The organism is Wolbachia endosymbiont of Drosophila incompta (assembly GCF_001758565.1).
Classification (GTDB): Bacteria; Pseudomonadota; Alphaproteobacteria; order Rickettsiales; family Anaplasmataceae; genus Wolbachia; species Wolbachia pipientis.
In genome coordinates, this window is the sequence record NZ_CP011148.1 from 1250847 (window position 1) to 1251062 (window position 216).

General features: G+C 36.6%; 1 protein-coding gene. It reads left to right on the top strand.

Annotation, left to right across the window (positions count from 1 at the left end; all coding sequences use genetic code 11):
• Nucleotides 1–216 (top strand): hypothetical protein (locus WG67_RS08895; RefSeq protein ID WP_458695023.1); only part of this gene is annotated, 216 nt, incomplete at both ends.

Below are 216 nucleotides of genomic sequence, written 5' to 3' on the forward strand. Positions count from 1 at the left end.
CTTTTCCTGCAGATAAACTAAGTAATGAACTTGAAAAGTACAAAAACGCTGAAATTATATGGTGTCAAGAAGAACCAAAAAATATGGGAGGATGGTTTTTTGTCAACCCATTGATAGAAGAAGTGTTATCTAATCTCGATATCCAAGCAAAAAGACCTAAATGTATCGCAAGACCTGCTGCTGCATCTCCTGCATGTGGTTATGTTAGTGTTCACA